The 17,995-nt window shown below is 39.5% G+C and carries 16 protein-coding genes and 1 pseudogene; 3 read left to right on the plus strand and 14 right to left on the minus strand.

From position 1 onward, the window contains the following. Positions 1–175: 175 nt before the first annotated feature. From recD2 to LI091_RS10830, 6 genes and pseudogenes are all read right to left on the minus strand, one after another. A complete protein-coding gene (gene recD2, locus LI091_RS10805) occupies positions 176–2,806 on the minus strand; it encodes an SF1B family DNA helicase RecD2 (protein WP_021652512.1) in 2,631 nt (876 codons plus the stop codon). Between the two features lie 15 nt (positions 2,807–2,821). Next, complete coding sequence (locus tag LI091_RS10810) at positions 2,822–3,511, minus strand: MBL fold metallo-hydrolase (protein ID WP_021652513.1); 690 nt, start codon at positions 3,509–3,511, stop codon at positions 2,822–2,824. Between the two features lie 258 nt (positions 3,512–3,769). Next, the gene (gene deoC / locus LI091_RS10815) at positions 3,770–4,438 is read right to left on the minus strand and encodes a deoxyribose-phosphate aldolase (protein ID WP_021652514.1); all 669 of its coding nucleotides are present in this window, start codon (positions 4,436–4,438) and stop codon (positions 3,770–3,772) included. Positions 4,439–4,450: 12 nt separating this feature from the next. Beyond that, positions 4,451–5,641, minus strand: coding sequence for a phosphopentomutase (locus LI091_RS10820; RefSeq protein ID WP_015526454.1), 1,191 nt, complete (start codon positions 5,639–5,641; stop codon positions 4,451–4,453). Positions 5,642–5,678: 37 nt separating this feature from the next. Beyond that, positions 5,679–6,491, minus strand: a complete 813-nt coding sequence (locus LI091_RS10825; RefSeq protein ID WP_022427082.1) for a purine-nucleoside phosphorylase — start codon at positions 6,489–6,491, stop codon at positions 5,679–5,681. 160 nt (positions 6,492–6,651) lie between these two features. Continuing rightward, positions 6,652–6,975 (minus strand): annotated as a pseudogene (locus LI091_RS10830) (GNAT family N-acetyltransferase); the annotation flags it as partial. Positions 6,976–7,454: 479 nt separating this feature from the next. Here LI091_RS10830 and LI091_RS10835 point away from each other — a divergent pair. The 3 genes from LI091_RS10835 (at position 7,455) to LI091_RS10845 (ending at position 8,774) form a co-directional block, all read left to right on the plus strand. Continuing rightward, positions 7,455–7,970 (plus strand): helix-turn-helix domain-containing protein, encoded by a 516-nt coding sequence (locus LI091_RS10835; RefSeq protein WP_015526458.1) that lies wholly within the window; start codon positions 7,455–7,457, stop codon positions 7,968–7,970. Between the two features lie 137 nt (positions 7,971–8,107). Further along, positions 8,108–8,389 (plus strand): nucleotidyltransferase family protein, encoded by a 282-nt coding sequence (locus LI091_RS10840; RefSeq protein WP_021652517.1) that lies wholly within the window; start codon positions 8,108–8,110, stop codon positions 8,387–8,389. Further along, a complete protein-coding gene (locus LI091_RS10845; protein WP_021652518.1) occupies positions 8,370–8,774 on the plus strand; it encodes an HI0074 family nucleotidyltransferase substrate-binding subunit in 405 nt (134 codons plus the stop codon). Before LI091_RS10840 ends, LI091_RS10845 begins: the two co-directional genes overlap by 20 nt. Positions 8,775–8,870: 96 nt before the next feature. Here the strand turns inward: LI091_RS10845 and LI091_RS10850 are convergent, their stop codons facing one another. From LI091_RS10850 to LI091_RS10885, 8 genes are all read right to left on the minus strand, one after another. Next, the gene (locus tag LI091_RS10850) at positions 8,871–9,068 is read right to left on the minus strand and encodes a ThiF family adenylyltransferase (RefSeq protein WP_227588502.1); all 198 of its coding nucleotides are present in this window, start codon (positions 9,066–9,068) and stop codon (positions 8,871–8,873) included. A gap of 463 nt (positions 9,069–9,531) precedes the next feature. Continuing rightward, on the minus strand, positions 9,532–10,614 hold the full coding sequence (locus LI091_RS10855) for a Gfo/Idh/MocA family protein (protein ID WP_021652523.1): 1,083 nt from the start codon (positions 10,612–10,614) through the stop codon (positions 9,532–9,534). Positions 10,615–10,618: 4 nt separating this feature from the next. After that, on the minus strand, positions 10,619–11,470 hold the full coding sequence (locus tag LI091_RS10860; protein ID WP_021652524.1) for a carbohydrate ABC transporter permease: 852 nt from the start codon (positions 11,468–11,470) through the stop codon (positions 10,619–10,621). A gap of 13 nt (positions 11,471–11,483) precedes the next feature. After that, positions 11,484–12,365: a carbohydrate ABC transporter permease gene (locus LI091_RS10865; RefSeq protein WP_021652525.1), complete on the minus strand. Its 882-nt coding sequence runs from the start codon at positions 12,363–12,365 to the stop codon at positions 11,484–11,486. A 2-nt stretch (positions 12,366–12,367) separates the two neighbouring features. After that, positions 12,368–13,642: an ABC transporter substrate-binding protein gene (locus LI091_RS10870; protein ID WP_021652526.1), complete on the minus strand. Its 1,275-nt coding sequence runs from the start codon at positions 13,640–13,642 to the stop codon at positions 12,368–12,370. A gap of 229 nt (positions 13,643–13,871) precedes the next feature. Continuing rightward, positions 13,872–15,461 (minus strand): response regulator transcription factor, encoded by a 1,590-nt coding sequence (locus LI091_RS10875; protein ID WP_021652527.1) that lies wholly within the window; start codon positions 15,459–15,461, stop codon positions 13,872–13,874. A 2-nt stretch (positions 15,462–15,463) separates the two neighbouring features. Next, positions 15,464–17,227 carry a cache domain-containing sensor histidine kinase gene (locus tag LI091_RS10880; RefSeq protein WP_129975847.1) on the minus strand — a complete coding sequence of 588 codons (1,764 nt, stop codon included), beginning with the start codon at positions 17,225–17,227 and terminating at the stop codon, positions 15,464–15,466. 6 nt (positions 17,228–17,233) lie between these two features. After that, complete coding sequence (locus tag LI091_RS10885) at positions 17,234–17,980, minus strand: amidohydrolase family protein (protein ID WP_021650083.1); 747 nt, start codon at positions 17,978–17,980, stop codon at positions 17,234–17,236. Between the last annotated feature and the right edge of the window lie 15 nt (positions 17,981–17,995).

Raw genomic sequence — 17,995 nt, forward strand, 5'->3', positions numbered from 1 at the left:
TCAGGGAAGGGAGAACAAGTGTTTCTTTTATACTATAGAGATTTTTTTGAGCAGATATGCTCAGATGTGCAATTCATCTCCCCACCTGAAGAGGTGGGAGAATTCTTGCTACATTTGTTAAAGATATTAAAGGGTTGCGGCTATAGAAATCAGGCCCCAAAGCTGAGACATTCTCTCAATGAATTTCCCGACCGATCCATTCCATGATCACATTTACAATATATTCCTGCTCCGCTTCTGTCAATTCCCGTCCTTTCGGAATATGATGCCATTTTTCCAGACATCCCCTGCAACAGGTAGCTGTGGCATGCTGGGCTACAAAAACCGGATGCCCTCTCATCGGTGTCTGTTTTCCATCATTTGGTATTTCTGCCGGTGCAAGACGCTTTCTGATAAAATCACAGGCATGCTCACGTACTTTCTCCATTCCCTTTTCTGATACATAACTCCGATCGTTTGCCTTCAGGGAAAAACTGCTTCTGAACTTTGACTGCGACAGACGTTTCCAGAGATTTCCCTCATAAACTGCCGGTGTCTCACATACCATAGAAGGCTGGATGCTGCCCTTATAGACGATCATCTTCTTACTGTCACTTCCGTTCTCATTTGCGGTCTCGTCTACTGCTTCTTTCAAAAGCTGTGCCTTCACTTCCTGTGCTTCTTTGCTGTCCGGCTGCAGACGTCTTGCCAGACATGTATTTCTGCCAGTTGTCGTTTCATTTTTTATCGCATAATACACAGCTTTCTTCTCTCCGACAAGTACCAGGATCTTTTTCGCCCTGGTCACACCCGTATAAAGGAGATTTCTCTGCAGCATGACAAAATGACTCATGGTAAATGGCATGACAACGATTGGATATTCGCTTCCCTGGGATTTGTGGATCGTCACTGCATAGGCAAGCGCCAGTTCGTCCAGCTCTGTCACATCATAGACTACTTTCCGTTCATCAAACAGAACTGTCAGTTCCCGTTCTTCCACGTCAACTTTTGTGACAGTCCCAATATCTCCGTTAAATACTTCCTTATCGTAATCATTCCGGATCTGCATCACCTTATCCTTCAGCCGGTACTGTGTGCCGCCTCTCCGCAGAAAGATCTTTGACGGATTCATGGCTTCCTGCAGCACCTGGTTCAGATTTACTGCCCCACATTCGCCTCTCTGCATCGGAGTCAGCACCTGAATATCCTGCAGTGGATCTACATGGTAGTATCTCGGCAGGTTCGTCTTACAATATTGGACGATAGTATCCACCACTTCCTGATTACTCTCTTTGGTGGCAAAGAAAAAGTCGGCATCTTTCCCGCCTCTCATATCAATGCCTTCCCCTTTATTGATCCGGTGTGCATTCATGATGATCCGACTTCCCTGTGCCTGACGGAAAATCCGTGTCAGACGAACTACCGGAACACATCCGGAATCAATGATATCTCTGAGAACATTGCCCGCTCCGACACTTGGCAGCTGATCAATGTCGCCTACCAGAATCAGAGACATCTGCTGCGGCAATGCTTTTAAAAGATTATACATCAGCATAATATCGATCATGGAACATTCATCCAGTATCAGCACATCTCCTTCCAGCGGATGCTCTTCATTTTTCTGATAGCCTTCCGGAGGTTTATATTCCAATAACCGGTGAATCGTTTTTGCTTCCATTCCAGTTGCTTCTGACATTCTCTTTGCTGCTCTTCCAGTCGGTGCAGCAAGAATGATCTGACATCCAGCCTGCTTATATGCAGAAATAATTCCCAGAGTTGTTGTAGTCTTTCCGGTTCCAGGTCCACCGGTCAGCACCATGACCTTAGAAGAAACTGCTGTCTTTACCGCCTGCCACTGAATCTCGTCATAAGTAATTTCTGATGAAGCTGCTACTTTCTCCAATATTTCTTCCGTATCCTCAGATTTCTTCTTTCCACAGGACATCAACCGAAGCAGCCGCTTTGCACAGCCACTTTCTGAAAAATAATATGGGGGCAGATAGATTGCTTCCCGATCTTCTGCTTCATCTCTGATCACATCATTCGTGCGGATCATCTCATCCAAGGTGATCTCCAGCTCCGGTTCTTCCACTTCCAGAAGTTCCTTTGCCCTTCCAGTCAGCTGTTCTCTTGTTGTATAACAATGACCTGCTTCTGCCAGCTTATTCAATGTATAAAAAATACCACTGCGCAGACGGACAAATTTGCCTTTGTCAATCCCCATCTTCTGTGCAATGGAATCCGCTGTCTTAAATCCAATTCCCCAGATGTCATCTGCAAGCCGGTATGGGTTCTCCTTTACGATTGCAATGCTCTCACTTCCATACGTCTTGAAAATCTTTGTCGCATGAGAGGTGCTGACCTCATGACTCTGCAGAAAAAGCATGATATTCTTGATCTCTTTCTGCTCCTGCCAGCTTGTTTTGATCCGGTCTACACGTACTTTTCCTATACCTGATACTTTGAGCAGTTCATCTGGTGTCTCTTCAATAACATCCAGTGTATCCTTCCCGAATTTTTCCACAATTCTTTTTGCAAACTTTGGACCAACGCCCTTCACCAGACCGGAACCAAGATATTTTTCGATTCCATATACTGTGGCAGGAAGTGTCTCTTCAAATTTCTCCACCAAAAACTGCCGCCCATATTTGGCATCCATCTTCCACATACCTTCCAGAGACAGCACAGAACCAACATGGGTATCCGGCATCGTGCCAACTACTGTGACAAGATCACTGTAATTCTTCACCGCACATTTCAGAACCGTGTAGCCATTGTCGGCATTCTGATATGTAATTCTCTCAACTACACAACGTAAGTGCTCCATGCCCGTCTCCTTCTCTCATGAAATTTCTTCTCCTTTTGTACATTCTGTGTTTCTAATGCGTGACTTATATTGCGGATATTCAGTAATAAACCGCTTAATTACATTGGCATCATTCCAGTAATGCATTGGAAAAATGACATTGCAATCTACATTTTTAAGGAAATACAGGATCCCGTCAGCATAGTGATCTCCCTGTCTCGGATCCAAAGGAACAAATGCAGCGTCAAAATGCATACCCTTGATTTTCCTGATCGCCGCGCGATATGCTGAAGTAAGTCTCTGGTTATCAGCTTTCGACCCACCATCCCAATACCAGTCGTTTAAATCACCGGCATGATAAATGGTACCTTCCTTTGTTTTGACAATAAATGCGACACCACTATCGTTAGATAGCAATGTATCAACTTTGGTTTCATTATCCAAACTATAAGCTTGATCATGATAAACATATGTGATCTTCATATCCGACAAATGATTCCTTTTTCGTATATCATTCGCCAGGATTGCCTGATAAGTCATTCCCATATCATCAAGGATCCCAAAAATTTGTGGGTTAAAATGATCCTTATGGAAGTGACTGCAAAAAACGATCACTTCTTTCTCCTTGTCAAGATTCGGTAATTCACCCTTGTAATAATCAAAAATATAGTAGCAGTCTCTGGTCTCAACCAAAAATCCACTGTGGTTAATGTAAGTAATTTTCATAATATCACCTATATAAATTAACGCCGGTACCGGATAGCAAATCTTTCTTTGCCATGTTTATTTTTCCTTTTTCGAGCGTTTGTAAATTTCACGACAACAGCATTTCTAATGCAGATTTTATCGTATTTTTTAGATTCCGTCCATCCTTTATCCACAGCTGGTAGAAAAATGTGAAATGATACTTTTACAAATTCTATTACTTGTTGTTAGTTCATAATTTATGTATAATCCTGTCTTTGACAGTCCTCTTTCACAGTGTTAATATCCTGCACCAGTGTCCGTATTTTTCAGGATCTTAATAAGACGGCTTGTTCCAAGACGCTCTGCGCCAAGACTGATAAATTTTTCTGCATCATCGAAGGATGAAATTCCACCTGCTGCCTTAACTTTTACATTTTTTCCAATATATTTCTTCATCAGCTCTACATCTGCAAAAGTTGCTCCCGCTGTAGAAAATCCGGTAGAAGTTTTGATAAATTCTGCTCCTGCATTTGTAACGATCTCACACATTTTAATTTTCTCTTCTTCGGTAAGAAGACATGTCTCAATGATAACTTTGAGGATTCTTCCATCACAAGCTTCATGGATCGCACGAATCTCATTCTCTACTTCCTCATATCTTCCATCCTTTAAAAATCCGATGTTAATAACCATATCGATTTCTGAAGCACCATTTGCAATGGCATCTTTCGTCTCAAATACCTTTACAGCAGTTGTATTATATCCGTTCGGAAAACCGATCACTGTACAAATCGGAAGTTTTCCCGCTACATATTCCGCTGCCTGTTTTACGTAAGCAGCCGGAATACATGCAGATGCAGCCTCATATTTCATGGCATCATCCAGGATTCCTCGAATATCATCCCATGTTGCAGTCTGTCCAAGTAATGTGTGATCCACCTTTTTTAATATATCTTTTTTATCCATTTTACGTTCCTTTTACTTCAGTTCATCCAGAAGAGAACTTCCAATTGTTCCCTCCGGCATCTTAACTTCAAAATTATCTGCGATCGTTGCACCGATTACTGCAAAAGTATTCTGATCTTCCAGTTTTCCGTATCCCTCCATAGATGGGGAATAAGCAAAAAATGGTACTTTTTCTCTTGTGTGATCAGTTCCTGTATGCGTCGGATCATTTCCGTGGTCAGCTGTAATGATCAGAAGGTCATCCTCACGAAGCTCATCAAGAAGTTCACCAAGTTTTACATCAAATCTTTCAAGTTCCTCTGCATATCCCTTTACATTGCGTCGATGTCCCCAAAGAGCATCGAAATCTACAAGATTTACAAAACAAAGCCCCTCAAACTCTCTTTTCGCAATGTCAATTGTCTGCTCCATTCCATGAACAGAGCTTTTTGACTTATTAGACTCTGTCAGTCCCTCGCCGTCAAAAATATCAAAAATCTTTCCAACGGAGATCACATCATAACCTGCATCCTTCAATGCATTAAGCGCAGTTTTTCCGTAAGGCTTCAGTGCATAATCATGGCGGTTGCTGGTACGTTTGAACTCACCTTTTTTCTTGCCAAGGTAAGGTCTTGCAATAACACGTCCGACTTTCCACTCATCCCTCATGGTGATATCACGAGCGATCTCACAGCAGCGATACAATTCATCCAGTCCGAAAGTCTCCTCATTTCCGCAGATCTGCAATACAGAATCAGCAGATGTGTAAACGATCATATGACCGGTAGCGATTTCTTCCTCAGCCAGTTCATCCAGGATCTCTGTTCCGCTGGAGCTCTTGTTTCCAATTACTTTATGTCCCGTTCTCTTCTCAAGCTCATCAATCAGCTCTTTTGGAAATCCGGTCTCTGTAAAAGTCTTAAACGGTTTTGTGATGTGAAGCCCCATCATTTCCCAGTGTCCTGTCATAGTATCTTTTCCGGTACTGGCTTCTTTTAAAAATGTATAATAACCCATTGGTCGCTCCACTGCTGCAACCTGTTTCAACGGATGAAGATTTGCAATTCCAAGCTTCTGAAGGTTTGGAATCGTAAATTCATCTACATTCTGGGAAATATGTCCCATAGTATCTGTTCCTTCATCCCCGTACTGGGCTGCGTCCGGCATTTCTCCTGCCCCAAAGGAGTCTATTACAATAGTAAATATTCTCTTATATTTCTTCATAATTTTTGTCTCCTTTCTGATGTCTTACTTATGGATCTTACATATTTACAACAACTTTTGTTACTAATTCCTTGAAGGATTTCGCTACGCGGTCTGCTGTTTCCTGCACTTCTTTATGGTTAAGCTCTTTTTGGGAAATTCCTGCTGCCATATTTGTGATGCAGGAAATTCCACAGATTTCCATTCCCATGTGCCGGGCAGCCATAGCTTCGCATGCGGTGCTCATTCCAACTGCATCTCCACCCCATCTCTGTGCAAGTCTTACTTCTGCAGGAGTCTCATAATTTGGTCCTGTAAACTGTACATAAACACCTTCCTGAAGTTTGATGTCACATTCTTTTGCACATTTGCGGATCACATCCTGAAGACGGCGGCTGTATACCTCACTCATATCCGGAAATCTGGTTCCCAGCTCATCCATGTTCGGTCCTATCAGAGGGCTTGGAACTCCCGTTGTAATGTGATCTGTGATCATCATGAAATCTCCCGGTTTATAGGAAGGATTAGCTCCTCCTGCTGCATTAGTGAGAAGGATTTTTTTCGCACCGAGCATTCCCATAAGACGCGTTGGAAGAACAACATCTGACATTGCGTATCCTTCATAATAATGAACACGTCCCTGCATGATTACAACCGGTGTTTTCTCCACATACCCAAACACAAAACGTCCCTTATGTCCTTTTACAGTAGAAACCGGAAATCCCTCGATGTCCGTATAGTCGATGGTCTGTTCAATCTGAATTCCATCTGCAAAATCTCCAAGTCCGGATCCAAGGATCAGTGCAACTTCTGGTTTGAAATCAATTTTCTTTCTTACGCTTTCCAGGCATGTCATTAATTTTTTATACATGATTACTTCTTCCTTTCTTTTGGGTGTTGTCATTATATTTATGCTTTTTTCATAAAGGCAATTCCTCTGCAATGGTCTTTCCAATGCCCTGCGCGCCTCCCGTCACAATCACTACCTTATTGTTAAACTCCATATAAAATCCTCCCCAAAAATCCGCTTTCTATTTCTGTTGCCACAACATTGTGTATTCTTTTTCACCAGTAGCATCATCGAATCCTTCACATTGAATATCGAACCCTTCTCTTTGATAAAAAGAGAGGGCTCTGGCATTCTTCTGGTATACGTTTAATCGCAATCTAACTTTTTTATTCTTGATATAGTCTAATAAAAGCTTACCTATACCACATGACTGCATTTCATCAGAAACAAAAATACCTTCCATGTATTCGTTACTTAATCCGACAAACCCCTGAATCATTTTATCATCTTCATACACATAGACTTCCGCCTGTAACATCATTTCTTTCACTAATTCATAATTACTTGTGCTTCAAGTACATCCTTCATATAAGAACTATCCAGGCCTTTCCCAATCTGAGAATCCCATTTGAAAATCAGATCATCCTCAAAAGCATCCGGCTGAATACTCTGCTTTATTATACCTTATGGGAGAGGGTTTGTCATTGAAATCTCCAGGAAGCAAGCGTGGCAAAGACACCCGAAAGTAACGATAGCAACAAAAAAACAGTTCCGGACATACTGAGGTTAATCAGTGTATCTGAACCTGTCTTTTCTATGGTCTTTCCAATGAATAGCTGGGCTGGCTTTTCCTTGGAATGGATTATTTAATTGTAAAAAATTCCCGTGAAATGCTTTATAAAATAGGTAATTTTACAAAGTCTATTACTTGTTGTTAATTCATAATTTATGTATAATAAAATTAATATAAGAAATACACGCTCAGCATGCGGCCTGGAACATAAATAATCCGCGAGTTTAGCGATATACGAGGAGGAAATTCTCATGGGTAAACAATCCACCAGGGAAAACAAAACAATTTACCAGCTTTGCCGAGAAGCGGCAGGACTTACAAGAGCAGAAGCCAGTGAAAAAATGGATGCTGTCTCTGATTCAAAAATTGAAAAATTTGAATATGAAACACAAGAACCTACGCCTTATGATATCCTCCAGATGGCAGATGCCTATAAAAGACCAGATCTTTGCAATTATTATTGCTCTCACAAATGCGAAATCGGCTATCGTTATGTTCCAGAAATAGAAATGACCGATCTGTCAAATATCATTTTGGAGACAATTGCCAGTTTAAATGAAATCAATCCTCTTACCGGTCGTCTGATCCAAATTGCCCGTGACGGTAAGATCAGTGATGATGAAATGAAAGATTTTGCTTATATCAGTAAAAAACTTGATGAAATTTCTTTAGCCATAGACTCTTTGAATCTTTGGGTAGATAAAACAGCTGGAGAACAAGGGCTCAATCTTGAACTCTTAAATGCCGAAAAAGAAAAATTAAAATAATCCATAACGCCACGAAAGGATTACGACTATAGAATAACACCAACCGCAGTCAGTGTCTTTAAAGTTGAATTAATCTATAGAAACTGCTATCATATTTTTATCAGAATTTTCCAAGTAAAGGAGGACATGAGTGGATCATGAACGTAATGCCAATTTCCGAAATCATCGAAAAAGTAACCATGATTTGCAAAAAAAATAATGTAAAGCGCCTTGATTTATTCGGTTCCTTCGCCACAGGCACTGCGACCCCCACCAGTGATATTGATTTTGTAGTATACGGCTGTGATAATCTAATGCAGTTAGAAGATGATCTTCTGCAGATTGAAACGCTAAGGAAAATTGATATTTTTGACTTTGACAGTATAAAAAATGAGTATTTATTGGAGGATATAAAAAAATATGGAAAACAAATTTATTAACCTCTATAACACTTTCTGTAAAAGTCTCTCCAATCTTGCAAAAAGCAAAACAGCCGACCCCAAGACCGATTTTGTTCTCGAAGGAACTGTTCTCAATTTCAGTCTTACTTTCGACATCTCCTGGAAAGTTATGAAAGATATTCTGATCAAAAAAATGGGAATTCTTGATTTTGCAGTTGGCTCTCCACGCGAAACTCTGCAGCAGGCATTTACCAATGGTATTATTGATGATGACACCTGGCTGCAAATGCTGAAATCCAGAAATCATTTGTCTCATGATTACGATGGTACTTTCGCCGCAGAGAAATTTCAGGATATTATAAATATTTATTATCCTCTTTTTGAAAAATTCAAAAACGATGTTGCGAAATACTATAAACAGTAAACTGTGTTTTGTAGAAGAATGTTAAAACTGGCGGTCATGATTATATATCTTACCATGACCGCATAAAACAATATATATTAGTTAAATAAGAATTATTCAGCATACGATCGGATAGTCCGCAAATAATTCTCTGACATTTTCAGGCGTTACTTTTTCGCATCTCGACTCACAGACCAGATATGGATTTATCCGATACAGCACCTCCGGCAAAGCCTCTGCCTTTGGTTTTCCAAGCTGTGAAACAAAATACATCTGACGATTCAGATTCGTCACATCCACCACGTAGAAATCCACCAGCAAAAGAGAAGATTTCTTCCGTCAAGCTGTTTTTCTTCTCCGTTGATCTTTACCATAGCCAAGCTCTCCTTTCCAGGACACCTGTGATTCAAAAAAATTTCTTCATGATACAAAAAACACCGGACGATACAATATCTGTATCATCCGGCGCCTGTCTGCATCTGTGAAAAGTGGTGCCCCCAGTTCACATAAAAAACAGGGAGCACGGACACAAAATCCAATCATTTCCGACATGTATTTCCCTACGTTGGCGTTATCCGAATCAGGTTTCAGGTCAAGACTATAACGTCTACTCTCAGCCCATCCATTTGAGTTCCCCATTTCGACTCGTTATATCGCATCTGATCCCTGTTTGCAAGTACCAGTACGACCGTTTTGTAAAGAACTTGTCGGGCGCATCCATCGAAAAACTGAATATCTTTGTAGCATAATCTAAAAATTGTTGTAACTGTTACTACTATTAAAACCACACGGTCTCATTTTTAGCCGCTGATTCATAAATTGCATCCAATACCTGTGTCACAACCAATGACTGTTCTGGTCGTACAAGTGGATCCCTGTCTTCCAAAATGGCAGTCAACCATTCCTTAGCCTCCAGATACGGCGCATCATACCGTGTTCCAAAAAAGTCATGTGGCTCTCCCGGTGTAAGCACTTCTTCTGTCAGCCGACCGTATTTTCCACGATTATAAATCACTTCTTTTTGATTTCTAAGTTCCGCTCCTGCTTTCGTTCCACAAAGTGTAACCTCTGCTTCACGCGCTTCCAGTATATTTAAAGCCCAACTGGATTCCAGAACAACCAGTGCTCCACTTTTCATTTTTATGTAACCAATCGCAGAATCTTCTACATCATATTTTGATGTATCCCATGCTCCCCATAAGTTCCCATCTGTGGCCTGCGGCAGTTTTCCCAGTTTTTTAAATACTGTCCCGGTCACAGATTCCACATCATAGTTGTCCATCAACCACAACGCAAGATCAAGCGAATGTGTTCCGATATCAATTAACGGTCCACCACCCTGCTGACTTCCCTGTATAAAACTTCCCCAGGTCGGAACTCCCCTTCTGCGAATTGCATATGCTTTCGCATAGTATATCTCACCCAAATCACCATTCTGGCACGCGCTGCGGAGATGACGGACATCCGCACGATAACGATTCTGGTATCCGATAGAAAATTTTTTACCAGACTCTTTCCAGGCGGTCATCATTTTTTCCGCCTCTGCAGTATTAATTGCCATCGGCTTTTCACACATCACATGCTTTCCCGCATGAAAAGCGTCTACTGCAATTGGGCTATGGCTAATGTTTGGCGTTAAGACATATACAACATCCACATTCGGATTCGCCAGCAGCTCATTATAATTCTGGCAAACCTGTGCATTTTCTACTCCATACTCCTGTGCCGCCTTTTTTGCTCTGTCAAGTATGCCATCACAAAATGCTACTACTTCACACAAATCACCATTTGATTTTAATGCTGATAAATGCTTTCCTGTCGCGATTCCTCCACATCCAATAATTCCTATTCTTAATTTCATGTTCTCATCCTTTCACTGCGCCCATAATAAGCGCATTTTGTACCTGTCTGTTCAGCAACAAATAAATAATCAGAACAGGTGCTGTTGCTACTACCATTCCTGCACCAATTGGCCCCCATTCCGTATAAAACATTCCTGAAAGACTCTGTAATCCGATCGTCAATGTCTTCCACTTGGGTTCACTTATAAACGTCATTGCGAACATCAGCTCATTCCATGATGATAAGAATGTAAATAACGCAATTGCCGCTACCGTTGGCTTTACAAGCGGAAACATAATTTTCCAAAATAACTGATATATATTGCATCCATCTATACAGGCTGATTCTTCCATCTCTATAGGAAGAGACGCATAGGCATTTGTCAAAATCAAAATTCCTGTCGGTAATGCAAATACAATATACGGGATCAAAATTGACAGAGGATTATTAATGATATGCATCTTTCGGAAAAGTAAAAACAACGGCAGAAGTGTTGCATGAAGCGGGATTGTCATTCCTGAAATAAAAATCCAGTAAACTATTTTCTTTAATTTCCATCTCATTCTGCTTAGTGCATATGCCGATGTTGCAATTAAAATACACGCAACAATAACAACAGCCATAGACACCCAAACGCTATTAAAAAGATAGCGAAAAACATTTCCACCCATTAACGCATTTTTATAATTTTCAACTTTCCATACAAGCGGAGGCCCGGCAATATTTCCTCCAAAAATTTCTTCATTGCTTTTGAAGGAAAAGAAAACAAGCCATATAAGCGGATAAATCTGCACAGCGGCCCAAAAAACCAAAAAAGCCGTAATGATAAGCCGTATTAAAAGATTTCCTTTTCTTGAATGAAGTTTGGCATACATCTTCTTTCCCTCCTCAAGCCGATTCCTCTTTCACGAGAAATACTTTCTGCAAAATAACTGCCATAACAATACATTCAACAACGATAAATATAGAAATAGCACTTCCATAGCCATATTTATTAAGATTGAATATACTGCTAAACATTAAGGAGCTTGGAACTTCTGTCATATGAGCCGGTCCACCATTTGTTAATACATAAATCATGTCAAACGCCTTTAAAGATCCAATTACCACAAAAATCGCACATGTTCTGAGCATTGGTTTCACTAATGGAATCGTAATATACCGCGCTGCCTTAACTCCACTTGCTCCATCCAATTTTGCTGCTTCCAATATATCTTTTGATATAGAATTAATAGATGTATAAAGCAGCAACATATGGTATCCGACATTCTGCCATATAATTGGAACAAAAGCGCTAAATAAAGCTGTATTTACATCACCTAACCAGCTTCTTTGTAAGCTTTCCAGTCCCAATACTCCCAACAGAGTATTCAGTACTCCATAATTCGGGTTATAAATTTTCAACCACAGCTGTCCAATTACAACCGAAGATAATGTCATCGGGATAAAAAACACTGTCCTGTAAAATCCTTCTCCCTTAATGCCGCTGGTGAGCAGCAACGCCAGCAAAAGCGCCAGCGGCAGCTGCGTAACCAGTGTCACAAATCCGAGTAGCAGTGAATTAACAGCGGATCTTAAAAACACCTTATCCTGAAACATTTTCGCGTAATTGGAAAACCCAACAAAGATTCCTTCTCCAAATCCATTCCAGTCAAGCAAACTATACCGGAAAGACATAATAATCGAATAAAAGATAATGCCACCGAACAGAATGAGGGAAGGTGCCACAAATGCAGCAATCGCTGTTTTATTTCCCAATATCTTATTCATACTTACCTCGTAGCTGCCATAGCTTCAACATAATCATCTGCTGTCATCTGCTGTGCATAAATTCCCTGCAGTGACGTAGAATGAACATCTGCTGTTTCCGGATCCAGCAATGTATCCCATGCAAGGCAGAACCCATCTGCACCCTGCATCAAATCCAGTAATGTCTGCTGAAATGGTTTCAATTCCATATCGCCACTATATTTCCATGTCGGAAGGATCGCTCCTTCTTCATATGCGTAATTGGAAAAATGCTCACTCATAAATGTCATAAATTCAACTGCTTCTTTTTTATGAGCGCTCGTCGCTGATGCTACAAGCGTTGCACTTGCGCCTCCGACAAATGAATTCTGGTCTCCGTCTGCACCAGAAACTGCCGGCCAGTTTACCATGGTTAATTTGCCCTCAAGCGGAGATCCTTCTTCGCAAAGTAAATCTACCTTCCAGTTTCCGCTATACCACATAGCCGCTCTTCCCTGACGGAATTCCTCTGTTGCCTCATCATCTGTAAGAGCAACACTGTCCGAAGCAAATACACCTTCATCAACCATCTTCTGAAGTTCTTCCGCAGTTTTCTGCACAAATTCCTGATCAAAGTTTCCTTCGCCATTCAACATCGTTATTGTTTTTTCTACACCGCCATATCGAAGTGCCAATGCACCAAATGGAAACAGTCCCGGCCACTTATCTTTTTCCCCCATCGCAATTGGCGTAATTCCATTTTCATTAAAGGTGGCGGACACGGCATATAAATCATCCATTGTTTTTGGTATTTCAAGACCATATTCATCAAACAGAGACTGATTGCACATCAGCACTCCTATGAAGCTATCCAATGGAAGGCCGTACAATGAGCCATCATAATAAAAGTTGTTACAAATATCCGGCATCATAGCATCCAGATCAATCGTTCCATCTTCCACGTACGGATCAAGATTTTCTACCATTCCTGCTTCTACAAATGGCTTTGTAAAGCCACCTCCCCAAGCATAAAATACATCTGGAACTGCACCTGCTGCAAGCTGCGTCTTCAGCTTAGTTTTATATGCATCATTGTCTGCAGTGTCTTCTACAATCGTAATATTGGGATGAGATTCCTTATATTCATCCAATGCCTTATACCATCCTCTGCACTGCCCATCTGTCTGATCCACGAAGATATGGGACACGTTTAATGTGATCTGCTCTGCATCCTCTGCAAAAGCCGTGGTTGTAAATGCTCCTGCAACCATTCCCGTACATGCCAATACTGTTGCAGCCTTTTTTAAATGCTTTTTCATTTGCCTTTTGTTATTATTCTTCACATGAATAATAACTTCTCCTTTCCTTTGTTTTTGATGGTTTTATTATAACAAAAGCTTATCTCTTCCAATCTCACACTTTTTACATTTTTCAACACTTATTTTACCTGTTAGCTGTTTTTGATATTTTTTTGCTTTATATTCTATGTTTATTAGTTATTTTTCCTTTTATTTTTTCCATTTTTCCATTTCCTGTATCTGTTTTGCACTATTTTTCGTATTGTTTTCTGTACTCAGCTGGCGTTACGCCCACTTTCTTTTTAAATAAAATCCCAAAATAATTTGCATTATAAATTCCCACTTTTTCGCCCACTTCGTAAATCTTAAAGTTCCCATATTGCAAAAGCTGCTTTGCTTTATCAATACGTTGTTCTGTCAAATACTCTACAAATGAGCTTTTTACCTTCTCTTTAAAAAAACGGCTTAAATAGCTGCTATTCATATAATATGCCTTTGCCAATGCGCCTAATGAAAAATCCGGGTCATCTAAGTTTTCTTTTATGTATTGTTTCATAGAATAAATGAGTTTGTAACTGTCTGCCGCTGTCTCCCTCCCCCTTAACATCTCCTGCAGTGCCTGACATCCTATTAAAAATGCATTTTTTAACTCAAGTATATTCTCCGCATGTTTTACATTTTCATAAAAATTCATATATTGCATTGCAACTGCATCAATGCAACGATCTCCAAATGAAGTGTAAAAATAAAAATAGATATTCAATAATTGCACCTGCAACAGTTCCATATCATCTAACGTAACATCTTTCCATTTCAGAAAATAACTATCAATTACTTTTTCTACTTCTTCTAAATCCTCTGCCTCAACACAATATTGCAGCCTTTTCAACTCGTTGAGATCCCATAACTGCTTAGTTTCTTTTTTTTGCTGTTTCCATCTCCATATATCTTCTGGTTTATTTTCTCCATTAACCAATTCGATATTTAATTGATTAACCGCCTCTATATAGCCCTCATGAATACTCTTTTCCTGATTATATATAACCTCTGTCCCGTAATACAACGGACACTCAAATTCCTTTTTCCATTCCTCTTGCAGCTGCTTTAATATTGTCTCAGGCATGATATCTTTTTCAGGATCAAGAATAATCAACCTATTAGCCGTTCCATGAACCCAAACCATTTTTTTTAATTTTTCTTTACAATAATTGACAATCCACATCTCACAATCTAAAAGTTCTTCATTCCCAGTCCTTTTGGCAATCAGGTTTGTTTTCCATTGAAAAACAACTATCCATACCATTGGGCTTGTTTCCAAAGCCAATTCCTCCATCAACTGGCTATTCACAATTTTTTCCGGCACATCTGATTCCAGAAGCTTTGTCAAATAATAATTTTTAACGATTTCCTCTGCTTCTCTTTTAAATATCGAAAGAGTTTCTATTTCATTTCTCTTTCTGTTTTCTTCCAGAATTTTTTTCTTGATCTTAACAATACATTCTGTAAGTTCTTCCTCATTGATCGGCTTTAAAATATAGCCGTCCAACCCTATGCAAATTCCCCTTTTCGCATATTCGAAATTATCATAGCCGGTAATTGCGATCACTTTTGTGTCTGGATTTCTACCTTTTATTTTTTCTGCAAAAGTCAGACCATCTATATCTGGCATACAGATATCCGTCAAAATGATATCCGGCTTTAAAGACTCAAGCTGCCGCATTGCCAGCTCTGCTGATGCCATTTCTCCTACGACTTCAATATCTAATGCTTTCCAATCGATTATATTTCTGATTAATTGTCTAAGTAAATATTCATCATCTACAATAATCAGCCTTAGCATATTCAACACTCCTCCACTTCAATTTTCATTATAATTGTAGTACCACCATTTTCTTCCGACTCAATACTCCACCAAATTCGATCACCATAACAATACTGAAGTCGATGAAGCGTTGCAAATAATCCGAAAGATTTGCCATTTCTTCCCTCTTCTCCTGAAATAGCTTTTTTCAGAGCTTCTTTAGACATTCCGCGTCCATTATCCATTAATGTGATTTTAAGACTCTTTTCTCCTGTCCGGACTATATCAAGATTAATAATCCCTTCTGTCGTAAACCCATGTATGCCATGATTAATTGCGTTTTCCACCAACGGCTGTAAAGCAAATTTCAAAATTTTCCACTGCATAATTTCCGGATCAACCGAGTATATGTATTCAAACTCTCCACCAAAACGCATTTGTTGAATATCAATATAGCTTTTTAACATCACCAGGTTTTTCTCTATTGTTATAAAATCATCTCCTTTGCTGAGATTAATTTTATAAAATCTGGAGAGCGCATCTATCATTGCATATGCATCATCATATCGTTTCAAAACAAACAACGCTTTTATGGAGTCAAATGTATTATATAAAAAATGAGGATTTATCTGTGCAGTAAGCACTTTTAAATCTGCTTTTCCCTTTAATCGTTCTGCCTCCTTTGTTTTTTCCAGCAATTCATTGATTTTTTTTACCATTTCATTGTAAACATGTATTAGTTCCTGTATTTCGTAATGAGCAGAATTCATTTTCACTGGCTGAAATACACCGTTTTGCAGACAGCGCATCGCAATCATCAGCTCCTTTATCGGTCGTGTATATAGTTTAGAAATCATAACAATGCAAACCAGGGTGAGCATAGCCTGTAAAATAATCAATGCAATATCCACTAAACTTTTCTCTCGATTTCTTTGATAGGCATCCTCTACCGAAATAGCATCCATATAATATCCTTCCTCCGATTTCAAAATACAAAACATATATTTTTCATCAAACATATTCCGGAGCACCATTGCTTTTTCATTCTGAATCATGTCTTTTCCGATTTTCTGCATTTCGTCCATATACACATTATCAGAGATCACAATTACAGATTCCTCATTATTCAAAAGACAAAATACCCTTTCATATTTGTCCGCATTATCCGCCACTAAAAAATCCTTTAATACATCGGAAGAGACCGTCATAATCATATAACCGATTTTTTTAAAATTAGTCGTACTTCTTACTGCTCTTCTGAAACTAATCTCCGGCATATCACCTTTTCTGTAAAAATCATCGCTCGAAAAATCAACATGATATTCCCCATATTCCTCTTCATCATACCATTCATAATCTTTAATACAACGATATCGTGGATAATGCAGCTCCTGCCTATCTGCTGAGGCTACCAGTCCATTATTACTATACAAATAAATAGATTCTATCTGCTTTACATTTACAACCAGTTCCCACAGATAATTATTAACATTGTCCTGCAATGAAAAATCAACCTGCCCACTCGAATTTTTATCCAGTAACTCCTGAACTCCTGCATTGGAAAAACAAATTCTTGAATAACCATCCAAAGTGTCTACTAAATTTTCCATCATCCTATCTATACTATCCAAATATGTCAAAGACGCATTTTCAAGTTTTTGATACACGAAAAATGAATTATAATATCTGTTTACGCCAAGAAAGACCGTGAGGATTAAAACAATCGACACGGTCATAACAATTGACATTTTGCTGGAAATACTTACTCTGCTTACTTTCTCTTTCATTAATTTACGTATATTCATATCCCTCTATAACGTGATTTTATACACACTTTCTGCTGTTTTATATAACACTTGTTCCATTTCTTTTTCTGGCACAACGGTTTTTATTGTTTCATATTGCACAGTAACATTGTTTACGTGGTCTGAAGAAAACATTATCTTCCCTGCCCCCAGTTCCTTATAAATCATGCCCATATCTGCAACACCGGTCCAAGTCGGTTCAAGATACACATTTTCACAAATCTGCGCCAAAATAACCGCTTCTCTGGCCATCACTCCCATTCCCGCATGTGCCACTACAATTTTTAATTCAGGATACTCTTTTGCAGCTTTCAAAATATGCATCGGACTTGAAAATGGTATTCCTGATCCGGTATGAACCATCATCGGCACACCCAACTCAGCTGCCACAGAAAAAGCATACATGCCATCCTCTGATTCAGGATCACAGGCGTGACCAATTGGTGTTAATTTCAATCCTACAAAACCAAGCTCTTTTACGCACCGAATAGCTTCTTCTCTATATTCTTCCTGTGTAAAATGCGGATAAATAGATGCCATCCCCCAGATTTTCATTTTATCACACTTCGAAAATTCAAAAATTCTATCATGGATTTCTTTATTTGCCTTTAATGAAAAACGTGGTAACGATGGCTGTACAATTGCTCCCTGTACGATCGTATCCTTATAGCCATCCAGTAAATTTTCCTCTGTAATTACATGTCCAAACACAACATCTTTGCCCAAATGAGCATGTACATCCAGTGCTCTCATATTTTACCCTTGCTC

This window comes from Blautia sp. MSK20_18 (genome assembly GCF_020553125.1).
Classification (GTDB): Bacteria; Bacillota; Clostridia; order Lachnospirales; family Lachnospiraceae; genus Blautia_A; species Blautia_A fusiformis.